Annotated in this window: 19 protein-coding genes and 1 pseudogene; 7 read left to right on the top strand and 13 right to left on the bottom strand. The window is 45.5% G+C overall.

The features are described from left to right. Positions 1–168 precede the first annotated feature (168 nt). The 5 genes and pseudogenes from AB1L17_RS00385 to AB1L17_RS00365 form a co-directional block, all read right to left on the bottom strand. Positions 169–390 (bottom strand): annotated as a pseudogene (locus AB1L17_RS00385) (ATP-dependent DNA ligase); the annotation flags it as partial. A gap of 190 nt (positions 391–580) precedes the next feature. Further along, positions 581–2176 (bottom strand): SagB family peptide dehydrogenase, encoded by a 1596-nt coding sequence (locus tag AB1L17_RS00380; RefSeq protein WP_412843216.1) that lies wholly within the window; start codon positions 2174–2176, stop codon positions 581–583. A 23-nt stretch (positions 2177–2199) separates the two neighbouring features. Further along, positions 2200–4143 carry a TOMM precursor leader peptide-binding protein gene (locus AB1L17_RS00375; protein WP_412843217.1) on the bottom strand — a complete coding sequence of 648 codons (1944 nt, stop codon included), beginning with the start codon at positions 4141–4143 and terminating at the stop codon, positions 2200–2202. After that, complete coding sequence (locus AB1L17_RS00370; protein WP_412843218.1) at positions 4143–6059, bottom strand: putative thiazole-containing bacteriocin maturation protein; 1917 nt, start codon at positions 6057–6059, stop codon at positions 4143–4145. Before AB1L17_RS00370 ends, AB1L17_RS00375 begins: the two co-directional genes overlap by 1 nt. Positions 6060–6230: 171 nt before the next feature. Further along, positions 6231–6488 (bottom strand): hypothetical protein, encoded by a 258-nt coding sequence (locus tag AB1L17_RS00365; RefSeq protein WP_412843219.1) that lies wholly within the window; start codon positions 6486–6488, stop codon positions 6231–6233. A gap of 284 nt (positions 6489–6772) precedes the next feature. Here AB1L17_RS00365 and AB1L17_RS00360 point away from each other — a divergent pair, with 284 nt between their 5' ends. Beyond that, complete coding sequence (locus tag AB1L17_RS00360; RefSeq protein WP_412843220.1) at positions 6773–7480, top strand: matrixin family metalloprotease; 708 nt, start codon at positions 6773–6775, stop codon at positions 7478–7480. Positions 7481–7651: 171 nt separating this feature from the next. Here AB1L17_RS00360 and AB1L17_RS00355 read toward each other — a convergent pair whose 3' ends face one another. The 4 genes from AB1L17_RS00355 to AB1L17_RS00340 are packed head-to-tail and all read right to left on the bottom strand — an operon-like array spanning position 7652 to position 11994. Further along, the gene (locus AB1L17_RS00355; RefSeq protein WP_412843221.1) at positions 7652–9010 is read right to left on the bottom strand and encodes a GerAB/ArcD/ProY family transporter; all 1359 of its coding nucleotides are present in this window, start codon (positions 9008–9010) and stop codon (positions 7652–7654) included. Then, positions 9007–9258: a hypothetical protein gene (locus AB1L17_RS00350; RefSeq protein WP_412843222.1), complete on the bottom strand. Its 252-nt coding sequence runs from the start codon at positions 9256–9258 to the stop codon at positions 9007–9009. Before AB1L17_RS00350 ends, AB1L17_RS00355 begins: the two co-directional genes overlap by 4 nt. Continuing rightward, the gene (locus tag AB1L17_RS00345) at positions 9251–10417 is read right to left on the bottom strand and encodes a Ger(x)C family spore germination protein (protein ID WP_412843223.1); all 1167 of its coding nucleotides are present in this window, start codon (positions 10415–10417) and stop codon (positions 9251–9253) included. The genes AB1L17_RS00350 and AB1L17_RS00345 overlap by 8 nt, the downstream gene beginning before the upstream one ends. Further along, positions 10414–11994, bottom strand: a complete 1581-nt coding sequence (locus tag AB1L17_RS00340) for a spore germination protein (protein ID WP_412843224.1) — start codon at positions 11992–11994, stop codon at positions 10414–10416. Before AB1L17_RS00340 ends, AB1L17_RS00345 begins: the two co-directional genes overlap by 4 nt. A gap of 168 nt (positions 11995–12162) precedes the next feature. Between AB1L17_RS00340 and ligD the strand changes: the two genes are divergently transcribed. The 3 genes from ligD (at position 12163) to AB1L17_RS00325 (ending at position 14303) form a co-directional block, all read left to right on the top strand. Continuing rightward, positions 12163–13065: a non-homologous end-joining DNA ligase gene (gene ligD, locus AB1L17_RS00335; protein WP_412843298.1), complete on the top strand. Its 903-nt coding sequence runs from the start codon at positions 12163–12165 to the stop codon at positions 13063–13065. Between the two features lie 73 nt (positions 13066–13138). Continuing rightward, positions 13139–13936 (top strand): prolipoprotein diacylglyceryl transferase, encoded by a 798-nt coding sequence (gene lgt / locus AB1L17_RS00330; RefSeq protein WP_412843225.1) that lies wholly within the window; start codon positions 13139–13141, stop codon positions 13934–13936. Between the two features lie 127 nt (positions 13937–14063). After that, a complete protein-coding gene (locus AB1L17_RS00325) occupies positions 14064–14303 on the top strand; it encodes a hypothetical protein (protein ID WP_412843226.1) in 240 nt (79 codons plus the stop codon). Positions 14304–14365: 62 nt separating this feature from the next. Here AB1L17_RS00325 and AB1L17_RS00320 read toward each other — a convergent pair whose 3' ends face one another. From AB1L17_RS00320 to AB1L17_RS00310, 3 genes are all read right to left on the bottom strand, one after another. Continuing rightward, positions 14366–15385 carry an inorganic phosphate transporter gene (locus AB1L17_RS00320; protein ID WP_412843227.1) on the bottom strand — a complete coding sequence of 340 codons (1020 nt, stop codon included), beginning with the start codon at positions 15383–15385 and terminating at the stop codon, positions 14366–14368. Continuing rightward, the gene (locus AB1L17_RS00315; RefSeq protein ID WP_412843228.1) at positions 15378–15995 is read right to left on the bottom strand and encodes a DUF47 domain-containing protein; all 618 of its coding nucleotides are present in this window, start codon (positions 15993–15995) and stop codon (positions 15378–15380) included. Before AB1L17_RS00315 ends, AB1L17_RS00320 begins: the two co-directional genes overlap by 8 nt. A 201-nt stretch (positions 15996–16196) precedes the next feature. Further along, entirely contained in the window at positions 16197–16841 is a 645-nt protein-coding gene (locus AB1L17_RS00310; protein ID WP_412843229.1) for a GGDEF domain-containing protein, read from the bottom strand. Between the two features lie 228 nt (positions 16842–17069). Here AB1L17_RS00310 and AB1L17_RS00305 point away from each other — a divergent pair, with 228 nt between their 5' ends. The 3 genes from AB1L17_RS00305 (at position 17070) to AB1L17_RS00295 (ending at position 19111) form a co-directional block, all read left to right on the top strand. Next, the gene (locus AB1L17_RS00305) at positions 17070–18134 is read left to right on the top strand and encodes a type III polyketide synthase (protein WP_412843230.1); all 1065 of its coding nucleotides are present in this window, start codon (positions 17070–17072) and stop codon (positions 18132–18134) included. Positions 18135–18136: 2 nt separating this feature from the next. Beyond that, positions 18137–18664 carry an isoprenylcysteine carboxyl methyltransferase family protein gene (locus tag AB1L17_RS00300; RefSeq protein ID WP_412843231.1) on the top strand — a complete coding sequence of 176 codons (528 nt, stop codon included), beginning with the start codon at positions 18137–18139 and terminating at the stop codon, positions 18662–18664. Positions 18665–18787: 123 nt separating this feature from the next. Continuing rightward, on the top strand, positions 18788–19111 hold the full coding sequence (locus AB1L17_RS00295; protein WP_412843232.1) for a hypothetical protein: 324 nt from the start codon (positions 18788–18790) through the stop codon (positions 19109–19111). Between the two features lie 15 nt (positions 19112–19126). Here the strand turns inward: AB1L17_RS00295 and AB1L17_RS00290 are convergent, their stop codons facing one another. Continuing rightward, positions 19127–20242 (bottom strand): aminopeptidase, encoded by a 1116-nt coding sequence (locus tag AB1L17_RS00290; RefSeq protein ID WP_412843233.1) that lies wholly within the window; start codon positions 20240–20242, stop codon positions 19127–19129. Between the last annotated feature and the right edge of the window lie 70 nt (positions 20243–20312).

Here is a 20312-nt window from a genome sequence, read left to right as displayed (position 1 = left end):
GAGGATGTCGTTAGACTGCTTGCTGCTGACAGGGTATCCTTCTGTGGCAAAACGTATTTGGCGAAGGAAATTGCCCAACGTTATCAGGAGTCTGGCTTTAGAGTGAAAATAACAAGTGAGCTAGATGGGGACAGCGTCCATAATAAAGCACATTATAACAACTTATAATCCATCTAAGATCACCGAGCGAGCATTGCAATAAATCTGTATTTGAGCTAACTCTGGGAATTGGTGAGTCCGCTCATTTATTCTCCGATTGTATAAACGAGTTCCCTGTCCATCAAAGTACGTTAGGATTCGAACCCCATCCCATTTAACTTGGGCGATCCAGTCGGCCCCTTTGGGTATTTCCTCACAACTAATTGGCTCCATAGGTATAATTGGATTCATTTTTCACCTCAGAAATGGGAAATGTAGTATTCATCTTATACTCTTCTTTATGGGAGTTTTTGTTGTGCTTCATACTAAATTCGCTTTCAGAAATTTTCCATGCGGAAAACGAAACGACCGCTCCCCATTGGAATATCGGGTAACGGTCGCTGCGTAATTGCTGTCTTTTTAAGTGTGCTCCAGCTCCTTCCTATACGTACAAATGTCCGGTTAACCTATTGGGTAAACGATAGGGCCCAACAGGTACTTGTATTAAACAGCTTTGGTTTACATTCGTGATTTTGTAGATTTTATCGCATGTTTTTGCATCATACTCGAGAAGCGGATGGCCTGCCAATCCGATCGAAGAAGCTACCAACAGTAATTTTTGTACAAGTATACCCGCTTCCATTTGTTGAATACGATATCCTCTGTATCCGAGTTTATGTCTGTAGTAATGATAGTCCCCTACTACATGCAGGCAGATCGGAACATCGAGTAAATTGAAGTCGCTTCTAGTCATTGCCTGTTTTAATATGGGGCGATGGTCTCCTAGACGAATGAGCCTTAATTTATGGGAAGGATAGTCATAATAATAGGCGCCAGCGGGAATATCCTCCACAGAATAGAGACAGCAGTACAACGAAACTCGAGACCTCGGTTGTTTTTGGGTTTCGGGGATATCTATTCGATCCAGATCATTACGGTAAAAGAAAGCATTTGTCGCCTCACGCAAAAGAGTGGCTAATTGCTGTTGACTCACTTCGCGTAAAACGAAGTGCTCACCAGGTGAAAACCTCTTTCGGCTTGCCTCCATGAGATCCCAGTTTAGAGGTTTTACGTTTGGTAATGCCAAAGAAGGACCTCCAAGGGCAGGCTTTTTTTCTCCCCGTACCCGCAAAAAGCAGTCCGTTGTTTCGAACTTTGATGCCTCATTCAACTTTATCAGCATGGGATATTTTCTTATCCTTCGAGAACGGGTATAGGAATGATGCTGAACAGCGGGTAACTTCCGATACAATTCTATATCCCAAACACTTGCCATTCCTTCACGCTTATGGGCAAACCAATTGATATCTGATTTTATCGAGAGAGGAATCACCGCATATACGCTTTCTTCCCATTGGTTCAGTCCCAGCAGATGATTGACGGCTCGATCGAGAAATTGATAGTAAACACCTGTTGTAAAACCAAACCTTTTCGCTGCTTCAAGCATTTGGCCAATCAGTACCCCTGCATCCAAACCTTGGAGGCGGTATGACAGATTATGATACTTAAAGAAATTTTTCCAAAACATTGTCGATACAAATACTGCAGCAAAACACTCCGACATGTCACAATAGTAACCCAGAGCCATTGTCAGATATGAATCGCAATTTCCTTTGCGCAGCAACACCAAACGATGATGGGCAGCGTCGTAATGGTACACTCCCTCGGGCAAGTCATCCAAGTTAACATACACGTATAATTCGCTTGGATACAAAGCCCCTCCAGACGGAACAAATCTTCGGAATAACTCCTCTGATCTTTGGTCGAAGGAATCCCAGTCATTACCTGGATCAGACACTCGAGTAAGACCAAATGTGACCCAGAGAAAATGGCCAATATCATGAATGGTTGGCTTCGATGACTGTTTTTTTCTGCCGTGTTCAAGAGACAGCGGAACTTCTAACGAAAGCGGCACGACAGGCAGCTCGAGATAGATCTTATAAACCAGAGGGGAATCTTCCCAATCTACTGTCCAGTCGGCGGGGATAATTTTTTCGACATCATACAGCAGATTGTGCAAAAATACATCCCTGCGCATACTTTTTCCTCCTACTTCAAGACCTATGGAAATGGATGCGGATGCGGATTCAGTTGTTCATATGTCAGGGGATGTTTGGTATAGCCAAGCTGCATGGGTACGTTCAAGACACGATCCAGTCCTGTTAAGCGGGTTAAGTGATAGCCAAACGTCATCGGCAGCATCCCTGGGATCAGAACTTTCACGCTGTACAGTTCGTTTCTGATCATTTCTGGTGTCGTCTGGTTAACCACTATCACTTCGAGGTTTAATTGCTTAAAAATCTGCAGAATGCCTTTCAAATCATCCGTCAGGTCATGATGACCTGCCTGCGGCTTAAACTCCTCGTCAAATGTTCGCATGGGCCGATCATCATAAAGCAAAAAGTGCAGTCGCTCTTCCGCTTCAGGCAGACTGTACAGCATCCCGTGGTCTTTCATCCTTTGCACCCGGAAGGGATCGTGCAGCATTTGCAGAAACTCTTCCCGATGCGTTTCATATTTTTCATCCAGTGTTAACAGCATATCGGCCAGTTCATGTACCGCGGTTTTTACAGCTCGCAACGGATCCGGATGAGACCCGGCGGCACAGACGAGATTGACTCCCTTCTGTTTCCTGTTTTTCGTAATGGCCCAAACACTTGGTATCCCATTCTCCATTGTCGCGTTATACAAATACAAATCGTAGCCTGCCACTGCTTTTATTCTCTCAATCATCAAGAGCAATTCTTTGTCTTTCGCAGATGCAGGATCAAGCCGCGGTAAAGGCAGTTGTGCGTACCATGTCAAAAGAAATGCGTCTCGTTCCACCACTTCCAATATACCGTAGAAAATGGCCTCCTCTAAACACCTGCCTAACGCGCAACCATTGGAGTTTTCATAGACGAAGTCATCTTCCAGGTCGTAGTAAGCAATCGATTCTGGTACCAAGATTGGCTTCTCCTTAAAAAATGAATAACCCCATACCCAATTCATGGGTCGTTTTGGATCAAACCTTTGGAAACGATAATCAGGACTTGCATATTGTTCCTCCGAATGCAGCCCGATCTTCACCGGGTTGAGCGCGTGGTCTTTCACCTTCTCATAACTGTCGCAGATGACCGTTCTTTTGCCTCGTGGATGCAGACCTGCGTATCGCTCCAATGCCTCCAGGATGGCTGTCAGTTCACTCTGCTCATAAGAAAGTGTTCTCCCGGCTGCTCCTTCATTAGACTTCATCATCGGCAGATTCACGCTCATGACGGCAAATGGGGTCAGTTGGTCTTTGGTTTTTTGGTTGATCATGCCAGTTCGAAAATCGAGATATTCCTGAATGAGGACTTCCTTCAAAACATCTAGCGAACTGATTCGATAACTGTTGGGATTTGCCTTTGGTCTTGGTTGAAGAGTAATACTTGCGGCCTCAGGTGTATCCTCAGGCAATTCCCCACATACCTCACATATTGGATTTGGCAAAAAGAAGTGCTCTGAGGTCGCCAGCGTTTGCAAGTTTACCAAATGGATTCTTGTTCTTTGTACTGTATATGGGCGACTGCCCTGTAACACTCTTTGCGCTTCCGCTGTGATCATGTTCGCCAATTGGTACATTCCCGTATTTGATGCCCATGCATCACGCTGTCGTTTCTTTTGATTTTTTAGCTGGAGTTGAATTTCCCTCAGATCTCTCCGGTTTTTGCGGGTCATCAGTCTTCGGAAGTCGGCACACTGCGGACATCCTTGCATATGTGGTCCCACGAATGGTCCTACTACGCCCTCTCCAAATGAAACAAAGCCCCTTAACCAAGGAATGCCAGCCTTCTTGAACACCTCTTCAGCCTGCAGATGAATGGAAGGATGCCAGAAATCATGCAGTACGAAAGCCAATTCCACCTCTTTGGGTATATCAGCCTTATAATCAGGCTGCTGCACGACACTGTATTGACTGGACAAGTTCCGATATACGAAATCCGCTAACAATCCCTCTCCGACAATCATCAGGACTGTGCTCATCAGGATTCATCCTTTCGTAACAGCACACCAAATACTCCTGCCAATTCCTCTTTGAAGACTTGCTCCAATTCCAATTCACATACGAACAGCTCTTTATTGTTTCGTCTCAAAGAGGACAAGGCGGCTTGCAACATTTCGGAGTGTGCTGCCTCTTCAACTGTGGGGATGACCAAACTGTGTGGAAGCTTTTCTTTTACTACAATGGAGGACGGATGAATCCCATATGTCGTTATTTGGCTAAGAGTTGGGGTATGGTTTACCCATAACGCCTGCTGCAATGCGGTGCGCAATCCCATAGTCAGATGTAAGCATACGCTGTAATACCAGCGATCATTTGTCCCTATCCAGACTACCGGGAAGCCTGATATTTCCTCCCCCAGGCATACCGTTGGTGGGCCGTTCATGATTGTCAGAGCCTGTAAGTAAAAAAGAGATTGTTTATCTTCTATTGAGTTTGGCTCAACTGGATAAACAGCAGTTTGGTGGTTTTCGAGATGTTTACGCAGCTCTGCTGTCAAACACTTTTGCAATCCTCGGGTAACGGCTTCCGGAACTGTCTCACCCGCACCTATTCCAACAAATTCCTCCGTCCCAAATAGCGGTTTAGCCATTCTCGATGCATACGCTTCAATTCCCGCCAATCCCGCTTCACGCCTAGCTCCATCATGCGTCAAATCTGAACTAACGATGTCAGCAAGTAACTCTACCGGACCTTCGGATATAGGATCAACTACTACCACTCGGCATTGCGCCAATGGGAGTTGTTCCAATCCCCCCTCGTCCCAAGTATGAAAAATTCCTGTTTGATCCGATGTTAACGAACCAAAGAATGCTGGCAAATCATATGAGCCATTTTGATGGGTACGTTGTTCAAAAAGTAGATTCGTGTCCTGCACCCATTTCACACGTACACCACCAGTCACCAAAGGGTGAGGGGTAAACGGATGCCACTCTCCTTCCATCGTCTCCAAATTCATGAGAAAGATTTTATTTTCCTGCCCAGATGTCCCTGTAATGGTCTTAAGCAATTCAAACACAACGATGTTTGCTAACATGGCAGCGGAAATGGCGGAATAAGCGCTGAAACAAGAGCCGTTGTTGAAAGAAGATCGGTGGATTCGACGCCAGGCCGATTCAAAACATCCATCTGCATCTGGGCGTAAAACTGGCCCCACAATTCCAACTTGGTCCTGGCAAATAGCTGGAATAAAGATTTTGTTTTCTTCCTTGCAAATCGAAGAAAGCTCCCGCAATTCCTCAAGGTCGCCTTCTTGTTGTACATATAAGACAACTTGAAAAGTCTGCACAGCCTTCTGCCAACCATCCCGATCATTTTTTTGCAGGTAAATTTCCTCCACCTTTACCTCGGAGTCCTCTTTTCGAGCATGTGCTGCCAATTCCCACAAACGTTCCCGATTGGTCCTGGTGGAATGGGGAGTGACTATGTATATAGCAGGCAATCCTGATTCCAACAATGCTGCAACCAAAGCAGAAAGTAGGGGACCAGAGCCAACGGCCAGCACTTTGGTTTGACGGTACAACTGAAAACGATAGGCAGCGGAATCAGTGAAGCTGTTCAAAAATTGTATCTGAGGAGCGTATTTCTCCATAATTCCCTTGGATAACTGGTGTGGAAGCTGACTGCTCCAATCGTGGACAAAGCCGTTTTGGTACAGCATGTCTGCAATGTGATAGATGTGATTTCTACGCTGGTCAGACAGGCCATTTGTCAATTCTTCCAAAGTATGTTCCCCGTTAAACAAGGGCATCAGTTTTTCAATCCACTTGTCAATTCCCTTCCCTTCCATCTGAAATGATCCTAGATTGTTTTGAAAATACACTCGCCCATCTGGATCAGGAACGTAATACGTATCCCCTTTTACTTTTAGTCGCATGGATGGGTTGACAGATGTCATTTTATGCCTCCTCCCGTGACCTGATTTCGGAAATATGCCTTTCACAATTATTTTGATCTTATGCTCTGCAATTTGTCCTTCTTGTCAAAAAATGATGGGGAAGAAAAAAAGCCATAACCCACGATAATCATGGATTATGGCCTTTCTATCAGCATATCTATTTCTTACCCTCTAGACACCTGTCCCAACATTAGTCCCAACATCTGGGTCTGCATCTGTCTCTACAACCGCATCTGTCTCTACAACCGCATCTATCTCTACAACCGCATCTGTCTCTACAACCACATCTGTCTCTACAACCACATCTGTCTCTACAACCACATCTGTCTCTACAACCGCATCTGTCTCTACAACCGCATCTGTCTCTACAACCGCATCTGTCTCCGCATCGATATTGGTATAAATCCCCAGAATCACTACTACTATCATAAAACATGCTGCTTGCATTTATCCTGTTTACTTCCATACTTTCAAAATCTCTCCTGAAATCACTGCTCACTTGTTTTCCTCCCTTTTTCATGTCCTAGGGCATTACTTAAAAACCCTAATTCTCTCAACCCATGATCAACAAAACCTACTACCAGGGGAGTTAAAGTACTTCAGTTCGTCTTGCTGCAAGATATTCTCGGAACAACTTGTTCGTCACTTCATTTCCTCAATTCGGGTATTTGCCAAGCGTACAAAAAAGTCCAGGAAGAAAAGAGTGATCAATAATGTCTAACTCTCCAACGAGGAGAAAAACCGCACATTTCTCATTAAATGTGATGGTACAGAAGGGTGCATTTGAGGATTTGGAAATAGCCAAGTCTACGGTGAAACAAAACGTTGTCTATGCGCAACATTATTTTGATAGGAACGCTGAGGTGAATGGTTTTCCATGGATGAATCTCGTGTTTCATGAAGAAAATGATGTCTTCGAGAATGACAGGCTTCAGCATAGCTTCCACTCATCGCACGACTTACGGGATTTTTTTATAGAAACCGCTCGTGCAGGAGGTTGGAGAAAATCAAAACAACGATTACCTTGTATTAACATCTACTACCTTATTGCAATCCCTCCTGATGGTATATCTGCTGGCGTTCATATACCCGGTGCTGCAACATTCTGCAATCTGCGGGCAATCGAAAAACTATCTTTGTTGCTGCGGAAATGGAAGAGGGCCAGTCCTTCTGAACACCTTGCCTTGTACGGAATTATTAAGCATCGCCCTTCCGTTTTTCTTAATGCAAACGCTATTGCGCCATCTACATTGGCTCATGAGATTGGTCACATCTTGGGGTTAGGCCACAGTTCAGAACCGAGTAACCTTATGTACCCCATAGCTAATCAACGAATTCAATGTGAACTAACCTATGAACAGAGCATTTGTTTGAGAGATGGAATATGGAAGTACAGTCACGGGTATTTTCCGTTCCTATGACGATCGCAAAACAAGAAAAAAGCCCACCCGTTATACGAGTGGACTACAGGCTATCGATAAGGTGAATCGCAGCGACTAAACAACCTTTTGAACCTTGTTTTACCTCAGAATTAAAAATAGTTTCAAAGAAAAATACTAGCTCCCCAATTCGTAACCACGATATTCTCTTCTTCATTGTCGGAACGAACCAGACTCTTTTGCCCTCCCCAGCCTTTGCTTTCCATGGTTGAGAGCCTGCATTTCCCCGTAGCTCGTCAACAAAGCAATCATTAACAAGACAATATACGCAACGGCTGTCGCAACCCCTGCTACTGCTGGTTTGTTTTTAAAAATGTCCCCAACTATAATGACGAGCACGCAACCAATCAAGCAGACTGTTGTGCTCCACACCATCGTCCGGTAAAATCGATAAAGCTTCGTTCCCTCGGGAATGAGGCTTTGCTCCCTTCCTTTGTTCTTTCGCCTTACATGAATGAGCAAAAAGAGCGCCAACGGCAATTGGAAGACGAGCACAATCACCGGCAAGCTATAGCTAATAAATTGATCAATATGCGCTATATTTGGAAAGCCGAATATGGACGATACAACCATAAACCATCCACACGGAGCATTGAATGTATTATAATGCCGCTGTCCACCAAACGATCCAACCCCGACCAAAAATGCCAAATAAGCGACGATGACCTTGATCGTAAAAGCAGGGAACCAAATGCTAAAAAGAATCATTTCGACCCTGTCCAGAAAATCTGTGACGTGAATTTGCTGCACAAGAATATAGATGGGGAAATTCAGCCGACCGGCGATAATGAAGCCCATCACCCCGAGCAAAATGAGCAACAGAATCGTTGTCCCAAAGCCAACAATGATGACCCCGTGCTTCATGGCAGCATAAAAGAGTCGTGGTTCTACAATGGCATGCAAAAACGCTCCGATCAGAAATATATCCCCATACACACCAAGAGGCATAAAATTACTGACCACGATCCGATCCAAGCTGCTGGTCAAGATCGGCTCCAAGCGCTCCACGTTGTATTCATTAATCAACAGGAAATACAGCGATATGCACATGATGAAATATAGAGGAAAATAAAATTCATTCACCCGTGCCGCCACCTCGAGACTCGTTTTGCCATAGTACATCATCAGCAGGACAAAGACGAGTAAGATGATCTCCAATGGTGTGGTTGGCAATAACGAGATATGTAAAAAATCAGCAACCCCTTTAATATCGATCGCCAGGATGATCCAAATGTAAAACAAAATGAGCAGATTGACAGCTCCACCAATCCACTTCCCGCCAATAATAAACAAGATTTCAAAGATATTTTTCCCTGGGTACGCCTCAACCAGCCCACTAAAAACATAGGCGATCAGAATCGCAAAAAAGATGGGTAATATTTGAGAGAACCAAGCATCCATCTTAGCTACCTGAACGACAGACTTCAAGAAACTGATCATCATTCCTGTCATCAAGACACTGCCGACCAGCCAGGCAATTTGCCGGTGATTGACAACTTGCTTGTGAATCATACTTGGCCTCCTAATACGAACTGATCCACCCACTGCTTAACATAGGGTGATAAAATATTCATGATATGACTCGCAGGTAGCACTTGATAATACTGGAATTGCAAAGCGATAAGACAAGCAATGGTTAAGGTGTAGAAAATAGCAATGACTCGCTTCTGCCTCCCCTCCATGCCTTTTCGCTTGAGGATAAATTCTCCAAACGAAAGTAACAGCATGGCGACGAAAAAGACTAGAAAGATTCTATTCATGATCATCTTCACCTTGGGTAATATTTTTCGTTGTCTGTCCGAAATTGGCCATGTTCACTTTGGTTCTGATTTCATAAGTAATTTTCGGAAGCTCCTCATTCCATCTGTTCCGATACCGGACTCGCCACTCCTGTGGATAATTCCTTGACAATGTGATTCCTAGCCCGATGAAGTCTGATCGGTGACGTTGAATCGTTTGCATCGTCTGTTTCACACCGCTATTGATTTGCTCAGCGAGCTTCGCTTGCAGCATTCTGATATTTTTCTCTTTCTCGAGATCGAGGTTTGACATATTCTCTGTTACAACAGCAGAAGCATAGAGATCAATATTGAAATGGACGTGTCCTTTCCTGATCTCTGGGTTGATATTCGCTCTTCCTTTCGAGTAGATAATCGTAAGCTGTTCATGCTTGTTAAGGGGCAGCACGACTGAAAACGGTGTAAAATTAGGCTGGAACAATCGCAAGCCAGTCAGTTCTTTCGGCTTCGCAATGGTAACGAGCTTGTTGTGTCGAAACAGACCTACCCCCGTCGCCTCTATTTCTTTTGACTTTCCTTTTGGATGGGAATCCACTGCTGCCAAAACGGGCAAAATTGCATCAACCCCTGGTGTACTGAGCATCTGAGCCACATCCTTAAGCGATACCTTAATGCCCCCCATTTTGACCAGCTCACGCATCGCTTCACCTGAAAAACGTTCAAATTGCGGTTGGGCAGTTAGCAATTCAATCCCTTTGCCTCTCGTCATGACAATATACGCTGTCAACCTGTTTTCGGGAAAGCGCGCGACGATATCCAATACTTCCGACATGCCCTCCTTCGCTAATTGTTCACCTATGACAATCATCCGGTGATGGGAATAGTAAATTTCTCGTGACATTCTTGCTTGGATCAAATTATTTGCTTCCCTGATCGTCCTGCCTACTGCAGAATCTACATAGTAACTCTTGTCACCACTCGTACCTCCACCACCTCCGGACTGTGCACCGAGGCTACTGACCAGCGGAACCTGGATGGATAACCGATACCTACCGTCTGGTTCCTTATCCATCGCCATCGCAATGACGATCGCTATATCATTTACTTCACGGCGATCCCAACATCCAGATACTAGGAACATACAGAGCGACAGCACCAAAATTCGGGTAACAGCCTTCACGATTTCCCCACCTCATTCGGATCACTGTTGCCTGTCACCCCGGATTGCCCTCCTCTTTGTTGAATCGAATTAGCATAACCATCGTTCATACGCCTTGCATTTTGAACACCCAAAAAGCTCGGGCGTTTTTCCATCATCGACCATGGCGCCCTCATCAGTACGTCTTTGAGATCGCCGATCGACATCGGTCCTAGCGGGGATAAATAAGGAATACCAAAAGAACGTAGGTTAGCCATGTGACCAAGGATGAGCAATAACGCTACCAGCATCCCATAGATGCCGAGGATCGAAGCTGCAATCATGATCGGAAAACGCAGCATCCGCAGTGAAATCGATGCATTAAAATGCGGGATGGTAAACGAGGCAATCCCTGTGAGCGATACGACGATAACCATGGGGGCAGAAACGATCCCCGCCTGTACGGCTGCCTGACCAACGACCAGTGCGCCTAAAATACTGACGGCTTGCCCGACTGTTTTCGGGAGACGAATCCCCGCTTCTCGCAAGGCTTCAAAGGAAATTTCCATGATTAGAGCCTCCACAATAGCCGGAAAAGGAATGGACTCCCGAGCAGCCGCAATGCTTAAAAGGAGCGTGGTTGGCAGCATCTGCTGGTGATAAGTAGTAATGGCCACATATAAGGCAGGGGTAATGAGTGAAATGACGAGGAATATGTAGCGCAGCAATCGAACAAGGGTGGCCATTTGAAATCGCTCGTAATAATCCTCGCTGGCCTGCATCATCATCCAAAACGTAACAGGCACGATCAAAACCATCGGTGTCCCGTCCACAAATATCGCGATACGTCCCTCGAGCAATGCCGCTGCTACCGTGTCAGGTCGCTCTGAATACATCACCTGCGGGAAAGGCGAATACGTGTTATCCTGGATCATCTCTTCGATATATCCGCTTTCCAGCACCGCATCCATATTGATCTTGCTGATTCGGCCAGTGACCTCCTGTACGATCTCTGGATCAGCAATCCCATCAAGAAAGGCAACCACCAGATTCGTGTTCGTCTCACGTCCAACCACCAAGGACTTCATTTTTAATCGAGGTGTTCGCAATTTTCGCCGGAGCATCGAGGTATTGGTACGAATATTTTCGATAAAGCCCTCACGTGGCCCCCGTACGACCGCTTCTCCTTCTGGTTCGTTGACGGAGCGTTTTTCTGCTCCACGGATTCCGAGCGTCAGCGCTTCTGTATTTCCCTCTACGAGAATGCCCGTATCCCCTGAAAGCACAGCTTGTAACAGCTTTTTGTAATCGTCTACTCTTCCCATCTGGGAAACGGGCAAAAGCGCCTCTTCTATTACTTTTATATCTTCATCGCCGTCTTCAAGCACCATTAACGATTTCAGTGCTGAATTGACCTCTTTCGTATCAATCAGCCCATCTACGAAGACTGCAACCGCACGCACACTGTTTTTTTGACGGAATTCTCTTAAGACAAAATCGGAGCAATCAGAGAACATTTTTTTCAACAAATCAATGTTCTCATCCAATCGAGGCGAAATCGGTATACCCTCCAGCTCAATCAAGCTGCAGGAATTCATCGTTTCAATCAGTTCTTTCATCTTATCTTTCTTCTTGAATTTCATTTCATCACCAACCACTGGAAAGCTACCCGTATTATGGTTGATTGACAGGAAATATATGCAAAGAGGTATTTCCACTACATAGAGAAACGCGGATGGGAGATAGTAGGAACACTTATGCCATTAAAAAAGAAGGTGAAAAAGTCATTGGCTCCAGCAACAAAAGAGTACGAACTGACCATCGATAATCACACCTTGTCCATTACCAATCCTGACAAGCCTCTATGGCCACAGGCCAAGGTAACCAAGCTAGATTACTTGCGTTATTTGTTGATTGTCGCAGCCCCACTCCTGCGGTATAGCAAGGATCGGCTCTTAACCGTCATTCGCTACCCTCACGGAGTTGGCGACAAACACTTCTATCAAAAAAACGCCCCTGACTATGCGCCTGACTGGATACAAACACATACGTGGGAGAATGTTCGTTACATACTGTGCAATGACAGGGCGACACTCGTATGGATGGCGAATCAAGCAGCATTGGAGTGGCACGTTTCCTTTCACCTCGCCCAGGATGAGACTCCGACAGAGCTCGTATTTGACCTTGACCCTTCCACAGATGATTTTGCTGTTGTGATTGAGTCTGCCCTCTTATTGAAACAGCTGCTCGATGAATTGCAGCTGCCATCTTGGGTTAAAACTTCTGGTTCCAGCGGCTTGCAAGTATACGTCCCAATCGAACTCCGCTATACGTTTGAACAGACGCGCCAAGTCGGACATTTCATCGCATCCTATTTGGTCAGCAAGCATCCCTCCCTTTTAACCATCGAGCGCTTGGTGAAGAATCGGGGAGATAAGCTGTACATTGACTATTTGCAGCACTGGCGCGGAAAAACATTACCTGCGCCCTACTCAACTCGCGCAAAGGAACAGGCTACCGTATCAACACCACTCCTGTGGGAGGAGGTTCCCCATTGTCATCCCACAGACTTCACCGTTTATACGGTTCCCAAACGGCTGGAGACATTCGGAGATTTATTCTCATCCGTATCTGCTCCGTCGAGACGAGCCTCCCTTGATGCTATCCTCGGTTTTTTGCAGTCACCGTAAGCCATTAGTTGGAATCCTATAGCCCATTTGTGCTATACTTGGCACAGATGTTTTGAGGCAAGGAGGCACATTCATGATTGATCCGATCGCAATTGCAATCGGCCCCTTAAAGATTCACTGGTATGGCATTATTATGGGGCTGGCTTTTTTCTTGGGTACTTATCTCGCTCGCTACAATTCCAAACGTTCTGGCATTGATCCTGATCACATCTTGAACATGGTGGTTCTGATCATTCCGGCTGCCATCGTTTGTGCAAGATTGTATTATGTCACGTTTGAATGGGAGCAGTACAAAGACAACCCGCTGGACATCTTCGCAGTTTGGGAAGGTGGCTTGGCCATTCACGGCGGATTAATCGGTGGTGTTCTGGCAGGAAGCTGGTATATTCGAAAGCATAATCTGCCGTTTCTTCGGTTGGCTGACATTTTTATGCCAAGCGTTATTCTGGGTCAGGCTATCGGACGTTGGGGTAACTTTATTAACCAGGAAGCGCATGGTGACGTGGTCTCTGCAGAATTTATGGCAAACTTCCCTGCGTTTATCCGCGATCAAATGTTTATCGGCGGACAATATTACCATCCTACGTTCTTGTATGAATCGGTATGGAACCTTGTCGTTTTCGCGATTCTGATGTTCATGCTTTACCGATTCAAAAAATTCGATGGACAGGTATTGTTCAGCTACATGATCCTGTATTCGATCGGTCGCTTTTACATTGAAGGCATGCGTACGGACAGTTTGTTAATTGCTGATACTCTCCGTGTCGCTCAGTTAGTCAGTCTGTGCTTAATCGCTGCTGGTGTCGTGCTCATGCTCGTTTTTGCACGTAAAAGCAAACAGACAGGACATTCTCAAAACTCGATTGAATAACATCGAGATGTCAACCATTTATAACCACTCGGGTCAGGACGACTGAGTGGTTTTTTCTATGCCCTCGTCTGAATTGTCGCAATGCGGGGAATAACTAGTAGATAAAATGAAAAAGGAGGGAAACAGGATGGATGATGGGATTTTGGAAGATTATCTGGATCGCCATGTACGTATTCATTTTGCTCCTGATATGATCGGTCAAGGATTATCTGCTTATGCGGAAGGCAAATTGTATGATTACAGTCCGAACGGCATTTTAATAGAAGAGCGCGACGGATCGCTTGACTACATTCCATTCTCTGCCGTACGACTCGTGCAAATTAAACCCAAGCCCGGCTTATGGGAACGATTAACCGGTTCATCCTAATGAAAAAGACACCTTCCCGCGTATCTATCACGGAAAGGTGTCTGTTGTATGAAGGTAATCACCTACAGAAACACGTCAAACACTACGTAGCATGCAGCAGCCAAAAGTCCGGTAATCGGAAGGGTAATGACCCACGTGACCAAAATGCGGCCAGCCACGCCCCATTTTACTGCGTTCAGCTTTTGCGATGCCCCAACCCCCAAGATAGCGGAGGTGATTACATGCGTTGTGCTCACAGGCAGTTTCAAAGCTGTAAAGATTGTGATAATCAAGGCAGAAGACAGGTCTGCTGAGAAACCGGAAATTGGCTTGATTTTCATAATCTTACCACCCAAGGTCTTGATGATACGCCATCCACCAAACGCTGTACCAGCAGCCATTGCCACAGCCGCTGAAATTTTTACCCACAGCGGAATAGTGAATTCGCCTGGTTCTTGTATTAAGAAACCTCCAGAAATCAGAGCAAGGGTGATTACGCCCATTGTTTTTTGCGCATCGTTAGCTCCATGGCTAAATGCCTGCCAAGCCGCTGACACAACTTGCAGCGAACGGAAGCCACGATTGGTTTTGTGGTACGCTGAGTTACGAACAAGGAAAGACACGAGCTTGATTACTACAAAACCAACAGCAAAAGCAACAAGAGGTGAAACAATCAACGCTTGGATAATGCTAGCGAAGCCAGACCAGTTAATGGCACCACTTCCTGCGGCACCAAAAGCAGCACCTGCAACGCCACCGATAATCGCGTGCGAGGACGAACTAGGAATTCCGAACCACCAGGTGATCAGGTTCCACAAAATCGCAGATGTCAGCGCAGCCAAAACGACGACCAATCCATTTTCCAGCTTGAATGGATCGGTAATGCCTCCCCCGATTGTCTTCGCTACACCCGTATACGAGAGTGCCCCAATCAAGTTACACAAGGATGCAATAATAATCGCCGTTTTCGGACTTAAAGCACGCGTCGAAACAGAAGTCGCAATTGCGTTCGCTGTATCGTGAAAACCATTAATAAAGTCAAAGGCTAGCGCCATGATGACGACGAGTACCAGAATAAGCAGCTCTGGCGAAAGATCAGGCATTCTTTAACACGATCCCTTCTACCAGGTTAGAGACGTCTTCAGCGAAGTCAGCACAGTCCTCAAGTTTATCGTAAATCTCTTTCAGTTTGATCGCTTCCATTGGATTCGTATCAGGAGAGTTCAAAAGATCAGATACCATTTTGCGGTAGTTGGAGTCAGATTCATGCTCCAAATCTTTGATTTCCCCAGCGATTTGTGTAACAACTTTATGATCCAGCTTACGCAGTGTGCGAATCAGCTCGATCAGTTTTGCTGAGCATTTCACCAAAATATTAGCTTGTGCCAAAACACGTGGATCTGGCTGACTAACTTGATACAGATACATGCGATCAGCGACACCGTCAATGTAGTCGATCATCGAGTCCATTGTATGAGCGAGTTGGTGGATGTCTTCACGCTCAAGCGGAGTGATAAAAGTAGAGTTTAACTCGTTCATGATGCGACGAACGATCTCGTCTCCTTCTTTCTCAACAGCCTTGATTGCCTTAACCTTTGTTTCTAGATCTTGATAGTTACCTATCATTTCGTAGAAAAGATGAGTTCCTTTGTGCACCGTGGCAATCTGCTGCTCGAACAGATCAAAGAAGATATACTTGTTTGATTTCAACATACGGGACTTCTTCACTCCTTTGAATAAATGACACCTTACAGATTATATCGAAAGTTATTGTTTCCGTAAATTTAAAATCAAGGCTAAGTGTGTATATTTTTCTTTAAGTAATTATTAAGTTTTTGTAAATATCCTTTACAAAGAAAAAAAACACTCGTGTCAAGATTGATTACGAGTGTTAGTCTTGCCAATTTTTATCTTTTAATGCGATGCGACCATCATGCAGTCTTTCTTTTTTTTCGCTTCATACATAAGCATATCTGCTTTTTTCGCTAATTCTTCCGCTGTTGACGCATGGTGTGGATATGAGGCTACTCCGATACTGACCGTGACACCTGAAAGCGCATGTCGCACTTGATTTTGAATTCGTTCTCCAATGGCCAATCCTCTTTTTGTGTCTGTATGCGTTAACAAAACGACAAATTCTTCGCCACCCCACCGTCCAACAGTATCTTGTTTACGTACACTTGCTTGCAATAGCGTCGCAAATTGGCACAGGAGCCGGTCCCCTTCCAAGTGACCGTAACAATCATTGAATATTTTGAAATTATCCAAGTCAATAAATAATAAGGTAACAGATTGATGATTGCTTTTTGCCAGCTCAACTTCTTCGACCAGCTTGTCCAAAAATCTGCGATTCACGAGAACACCTGTCAGTGAATCGTGATAAGCCATCTGTTGCAACTGATTTACATACCTCCCGATTTGATAGGCAGTAATCGTTTGAACGACGACCACAAGTAAAAGAAAGATAATCATGCTCTCATCCGCTGGCAAACCGTATCCGATAAGCCAAACCGAGATGATTACACAGGACACACCCAAACCAATCCAGCGTGAGTCCATCGTACATTACCCCCGATCTATCCGATGTCACCCTCTTTTCTCTTCATACATTAGACCTATCTCATAAAAATGAATATAGGTCTTTTATCACATATACAGGAATATTTTACCTATCTTCTTTTGTAAGTTCAAGCAAAACCACACAACTGCCACATGCTTTCTTTGAATTGGAATCAACTGGAAAGGATAAAATAATGGCGAATACATTAGACGGGAGTGAATGAATGGATGCCCCGTATTGAAGCAGTCGCTACGGCCGTACCGCCACACGAGATCACCCAAGAGGATTCCATGAAGCTTGCGCGTCTTTTCTTTGAGGATGCTTTTCCAGACATCGATCGTCTTTTACATGTTTTTGCGCATAGCCACATTCAAAAGAGACATTTTTGCATGCCGATGGATTGGTTTTTGGAGGACCGTCCGTTTGCAGAGAAAAATAACTTGTATATCGAGCATGCGGAAGCATTGGCAGTGGAAGCTGCCCGAAAATGTTTGTCAAAAGCGGGAGTCGAGCCTTCATCCGTCGATTGTTTGATGTTTGTATCAAGCACAGGCATTGCAACCCCAAGTCTTGATTCCCGCTTGCTTCATCGTTTAGGACTGCGTTCGGAAGCAACCCGTGTCCCCTTGTGGGGCTTAGGCTGCGCCGGTGGTGCGATGGGACTGTCGCGTGCATGTGAGTACACACAGGCTTATCCTTCGCGACGAGTTTTGCTCGTAAGCGTAGAGCTATGCGGCTTGACCTTCATCCGACAAGATTTGTCCAAAAGCAATTTGGTTGCAACTTGTCTGTTTGGAGATGGGGCTGCTGCTGTATTAATAGAAGGGGATCACGTACTGTCCTCCTCAGATACACCCAAGGTTCAATTTTGTGATGCTCGTACGACAACATGGCCGGATACCCTTGATGTAATGGGATGGGAATTGACTGATCCAGGGCTAAAAGTCATTTTCTCACGCGACATCCCTACTCTCATTCGTTCCTCGATGCGCGAAAACGTTGAGAGCTTTTTAACTCCGCACGGGGTGTCGATTGATCATTTACGCCATTTCATTTTCCATCCAGGAGGAGCCAAGGTGTTAACTGCTTATCAGCGATCGCTGGGAATTGGTACAGAGGCGACTCGTTTTTCCGAGGACGTCTTAACCAACTTTGGAAACATGTCTTCGCCTACTGTTTTGTTTGTCTTGGAAAAAAGCATGGAGAAGGCGTGGGAGCCAGGAGATCGCGGCTTGGTCGCTGCACTTGGACCGGGCTTTAGCTCGGAGCTGCTACTGCTGGAGGCGAGATAATCATGTTGGGTTTCTTTGGATTCGTCTTTGGGGCTGTCGTGCTGCAGCGAATGGCTGAGCTGTTCATTGCGGCGAGGAATGCCACATACATCCGTGCAAAAGGTGGCTACGAGGTTGGGGCAAGTCACTACAAATACATCGTGCTTCTACATCTTCTCTTTTTCCTTTCCCTTATGATAGAGGTTGCCGTGAAAGGAAGCGGTATGTCACTCCCCTCATGGTGGTCCATTCCTTTCGTCCTGTTTTTACTGGCGCAAGGACTGCGTTACTGGTGCATTCGCAGTTTGGGAAAACGGTGGAATACCCGCATCTTCATCCTTCCGGGAGAAGCCCCGATCAAACGTGGTCCTTATCGGTTCCTTCGTCACCCTAACTACTTGGTCGTCATGATCGAGTTTCTCATGCTACCATTGACTTTCTCCGCTGTCGTAACGGCATTGACGTTTTCACTCTTCAATGCATGGCTGCTCTTACGCGTAAGGATTCCGCTAGAAGAAGCTGTGGTCTACGACGGGCACAGCGAGTCATGAAAAGGAAAAAGTCTTTGGCTACCACTCAAGCCAAAGACTTTTTATCGAGTAAAAGGTTTATCACTCGCTGCCAAGCGGGAAAAGGAAAGAAGCAGTTACTTTTTCCCGTGAGGTGGATCTCAAGTGAATCGTACAAGCATAGTGGAGCCTCAGGAGACGAAGCGTATCATCGTCCGAGACTTTTTCGCTTTGATTGAAACGGTACCGAACAAGGATGACCAGGCTAGTATTCAAACATTTCTCCGCTACTTGCAAAGTCTTTTACGAATCAAGCAAGTCGTTCCTCCGGTTGTGGAAATCATGACCGTCATCAAACAAAACAAGCCCCTTCTCTACCACGCGGCACGCAGAGGTACTCTTCCTTCAAGCAACCTGCACATGCTTTTTCAACTAGAAATGGACATTGTGCTTGCTCACGAAAGGCTCCGACAGTACGACAAACAATAGGGGTAGGTCTTTGCCTTACCCTTTCAAGTTTTCTGGATTCAGACACTCAAGCTCTGGAATGACAAAACGACCATCCTTGCGAATCAGGACGTCATCGAACCAGATTTCCCCGCCACCCCAATCTGGACGTTGAATGGAAACCATATCCCAGTGTACAGACGATTTGTTACCATTGTATGCTTCGTCATAACATTGACCTGGTGTGAAGTGAAAGCTGCCGTCAATTTTTTCGTCAAACAAGATATCTTTCATCGGGTTGCGTATGTAAGGATTCACACCGATAGCAAACTCTCCAATGAAGCGTGCTCCCTCATCTGTATCCAAAATTTGATTCAGACGTTCTGTATCATTCGCTGTTGCTTCCACAATTTTACCGTCTTTGAAGGTCAAGCGAACATTTTCAAAAGTAAAGCCATGATATGGGGTTGGCGCATTATGGGTAATGACGCCATTTACGGAGTCCTTCACAGGAGCAGTATATACTTCTCCGTCTGGAATATTGCGCAGGCCCGCACATTTCACAGCAGGAATGTCCTTGATCGAGAAGGTTAAATCCGTTTCAGGTCCGACCAAGCGCACTTTATCCGTGCGGTTCATCAGATCAACGAGACTGTCCATGGCCTTGTCCATTTTCGCGTAATCCAGATTACACACCTGGAAGTAAAAATCTTCAAAAGCTGCTGTAGACATGTTCGCCAGCTGTGCCATAGAAGGATTCGGGTAGCGCAGAACGACCCATTTTGTTTTCGGCACGCGTACGTTCATCACCGGCAGTTCATACAGACGCGAATAGATGCCGAGCTTTTCACTTGGAACATCCGCCATCTCATTGATGTTGTTCGCTGCGCGAATTCCGATGTAGCCTTGCATTTTTTCCATGAGTTCAACTTCATGCGAAGCCATGATCGTCAGCTGTTCTTCATTGCAATTCATCGCGATTTCACGGCTTACGGCAGGATCAATCAATTGAACGTAAGGACTTCCCCCTGCTTTGTAAATCTCGCGCACAAGGGCTTGCACCAATTCTGGTGTGTCTCCTTTTGCGTTGATCAAAATGTTTTCCCCTGGCTGTACCCGTACGGAGTAGTTGACCAGATTGTAGGCCAATTGATCCAATCGTGAGTCTCTCATGCGTGACACACCCTTTTTAAATTTTCTGATTCCTCTTGTATTTTTACCGATTCAATCTCTCAAGTCAATA

Source organism: Brevibacillus jepli, from assembly GCF_047229145.1.
Classification (GTDB): domain Bacteria; phylum Bacillota; class Bacilli; order Brevibacillales; family Brevibacillaceae; genus Brevibacillus.
Note: the sequence above shows the minus strand (reverse complement) of the source record. Positions and strands in the feature narration are given on the sequence as shown.

What these genes read in the sequence shown, in the direction of transcription:
- AB1L17_RS00380 (WP_412843216.1), bottom strand. Translation starts at nt 2,176, where the DNA reads ATGCGCAGGGATGTATTTTTGCACAATCTGCTGTATGATGTCGAAAAA.
- AB1L17_RS00375 (WP_412843217.1), bottom strand. Translation starts at nt 4,143, where the DNA reads ATGAGCACAGTCCTGATGATTGTCGGAGAGGGATTGTTAGCGGATTTC.
- AB1L17_RS00370 (WP_412843218.1), bottom strand. Translation starts at nt 6,059, where the DNA reads ATGACATCTGTCAACCCATCCATGCGACTAAAAGTAAAAGGGGATACG.
- AB1L17_RS00365 (WP_412843219.1), bottom strand. Translation starts at nt 6,488, where the DNA reads ATGATAGTAGTAGTGATTCTGGGGATTTATACCAATATCGATGCGGAG.
- AB1L17_RS00360 (WP_412843220.1), top strand. Translation starts at nt 6,773, where the DNA reads ATGTCTAACTCTCCAACGAGGAGAAAAACCGCACATTTCTCATTAAAT.
- AB1L17_RS00355 (WP_412843221.1), bottom strand. Translation starts at nt 9,010, where the DNA reads ATGATTCACAAGCAAGTTGTCAATCACCGGCAAATTGCCTGGCTGGTC.
- AB1L17_RS00350 (WP_412843222.1), bottom strand. Translation starts at nt 9,258, where the DNA reads ATGAATAGAATCTTTCTAGTCTTTTTCGTCGCCATGCTGTTACTTTCG.
- AB1L17_RS00340 (WP_412843224.1), bottom strand. Translation starts at nt 11,994, where the DNA reads ATGAAAGAACTGATTGAAACGATGAATTCCTGCAGCTTGATTGAGCTG.
- lgt (WP_412843225.1), top strand. Translation starts at nt 13,139, where the DNA reads ATGATTGATCCGATCGCAATTGCAATCGGCCCCTTAAAGATTCACTGG.
- AB1L17_RS00325 (WP_412843226.1), top strand. Translation starts at nt 14,064, where the DNA reads ATGGATGATGGGATTTTGGAAGATTATCTGGATCGCCATGTACGTATT.
- AB1L17_RS00320 (WP_412843227.1), bottom strand. Translation starts at nt 15,385, where the DNA reads ATGCCTGATCTTTCGCCAGAGCTGCTTATTCTGGTACTCGTCGTCATC.
- AB1L17_RS00315 (WP_412843228.1), bottom strand. Translation starts at nt 15,995, where the DNA reads ATGTTGAAATCAAACAAGTATATCTTCTTTGATCTGTTCGAGCAGCAG.
- AB1L17_RS00310 (WP_412843229.1), bottom strand. Translation starts at nt 16,841, where the DNA reads ATGGACTCACGCTGGATTGGTTTGGGTGTGTCCTGTGTAATCATCTCG.
- AB1L17_RS00305 (WP_412843230.1), top strand. Translation starts at nt 17,070, where the DNA reads ATGCCCCGTATTGAAGCAGTCGCTACGGCCGTACCGCCACACGAGATC.
- AB1L17_RS00300 (WP_412843231.1), top strand. Translation starts at nt 18,137, where the DNA reads ATGTTGGGTTTCTTTGGATTCGTCTTTGGGGCTGTCGTGCTGCAGCGA.
- AB1L17_RS00290 (WP_412843233.1), bottom strand. Translation starts at nt 20,242, where the DNA reads ATGAGAGACTCACGATTGGATCAATTGGCCTACAATCTGGTCAACTAC.